A 1,827-nucleotide genomic window follows, 5' to 3' on the forward strand; every position below is an offset into this window, starting at 1 on the left:
CCCTGTTACCGCCGTGAAAGGGCGGTGTCCTAGGCCACTAGACGAAGGGGACGCAGACCTTCGTGCATTGCTGCAGCGCGAGCGAATAGTATGCCCATAGTTTCACGGAGTCAACCCCCCCCCTGCCTCCCATAAATGCTTTATCAATGGTTCCACTTGAAAAAAAGGCTCTTTAACGATTATATGGGCTAATCATTGCTCGGGAATTGGTGGGAGTGAGTTGTTTGTGGACAGTATAGAGCTTTTGCTGGAAAGGGTGTCGACACCCATGCTGACGGAACCGGCGCCCAACGATCAAGAACTGGATATCATGTTCCGGGCAGCCCTGAGAGCCCCGGATCATGGTCGCGTTCGCCCCTGGCGTTTTTTGAAAGTCAGTGGCAGGGCGCGCGAAGCCCTGGGCGAGTTGATGGCACAAGCAGCCCTGGAAGACCAGCCGGACCTTTCAGAAGATGCCCTGGCACGCTTGAAGGGGATGCCGCTCCGGGCACCGATGCTGGTTCTGGCTATTTGCGCGGTTAAACAGCATCCAAAGGTGCCGGAGATTGAACAGAAAATGTCACTGGCGGCGGCCGTTCACTCTCTGCTGCTGGCGGCTCATGCCCAGGGGGTAGGGGCAATGTGGCGAACCGGGGAACTTTGTTACCACCCTGCCCTGGCGACAGGTCTGGGCCTTGCCGGCAATGAACAGCTGATGGGCTTTATCTACCTTGGCAAGCCTGCTGGCGCTAAAAAGAAAGTGCCGGTATTAGATGTTAATGAGTTTGTTTCTGAATGGGTGCCCAAAATCTGACCGGGAAATAACAAGGTATTGAATGTCAAATGAAGCCTGAACTGACAGGCTGGCTGGCGCTGTTTTTTTTATAATTTTTATAAGCGGATATTATGCCGGCCATTCCTCCTGCCGAGGTCAGCGCAAACAGCAGTATTGGGCAAGCGTACCCGGTGATATAGGAAGCCGCGGAGGGAGTCATGACGAACGTTGACAGGTGCGAAAGGAAGTCAGCCAGCAGGGTTGCGCTGGCACCGGTAAGAGAACCATAGAAATAGGCTTTTCTGACACATTGGCAAAACGTTTCAGGCAACAGGTTCATCACCGGGCTGATGCATTTGTACGTACTATAACCAAGTAATCGCAGAATATTATCGGGCTGTTGCTGATGCTCGTTAATATGCTTTCCACAAGAATAAAGGCCATCAACAATGCCAATAGCCACCATGGCAGAAATAATAGCCGCAGCGCCTTTTGCCTGGTTTATATAGTCCAGTGCATCGGCAGAAATGGTACCTGCTGCCCCATTCCATAATACCCTGGCGGCAAATTTTTTCAGTGTGTCGTCATGCTGGGCGGCATAGTGAGAATATACTTTTCCGGGATTGAGGGTTTGCAGGACTTCGGAAAAAATATCACCGGCAGAGGCGTGCCCATTCAATTCACTGCTAAACGCGGAATCGCCGTCAATAGCCATAATTGCCTCTTTGCCGGTATTACCTGTTTTATCTTCTGCAGGCAGTAATGGCGATTTATGGGTACTATCTTCCACCGCAATGGCAAGCATAAACGGTGGCTGTGCAGGTTTGCCTTCTACTTCCCTGGTGACAATCTCACAATTCTTCAGTGCATTTTCTGTGACAAGGCCGGTGCTTTCGGAATTCTGCCTTTCTGGTTCGTCAACCATGCTGATGCATCGGCCTGTCGCGCTTTCAACCGTGCTGCGCTGGGCACGCAGTGGGACAGATGGCGGTGAGATCACTGCTTTCGGTGTTTGAGCATGGCTGGTTGAGCAAAACATAAATAACGTCCTGTCATTTGAGGAGGTTATCTGA

Annotated in this window: 2 protein-coding genes; one reads left to right on the forward strand and one right to left on the reverse strand. The window is 51.6% G+C overall.

The annotated features are described in order from the left end of the window. Nucleotides 1-226: 226 nt before the first annotated feature. Nucleotides 227-793, forward strand: coding sequence for a nitroreductase (locus KDK13_RS06955; RefSeq protein ID WP_257284250.1), 567 nt, complete (start codon nt 227-229; stop codon nt 791-793). A gap of 25 nt (nt 794-818) precedes the next feature. Here KDK13_RS06955 and KDK13_RS06960 read toward each other — a convergent pair. Further along, on the reverse strand, nt 819-1,827 hold a 1,009-nt coding region (locus tag KDK13_RS06960), incomplete at its 5' end, for a hypothetical protein (protein WP_257284251.1).

Source organism: Endozoicomonas sp. SESOKO1 (assembly GCF_024606265.1).
Classification (GTDB): Bacteria; Pseudomonadota; Gammaproteobacteria; order Pseudomonadales; family Endozoicomonadaceae; genus Endozoicomonas.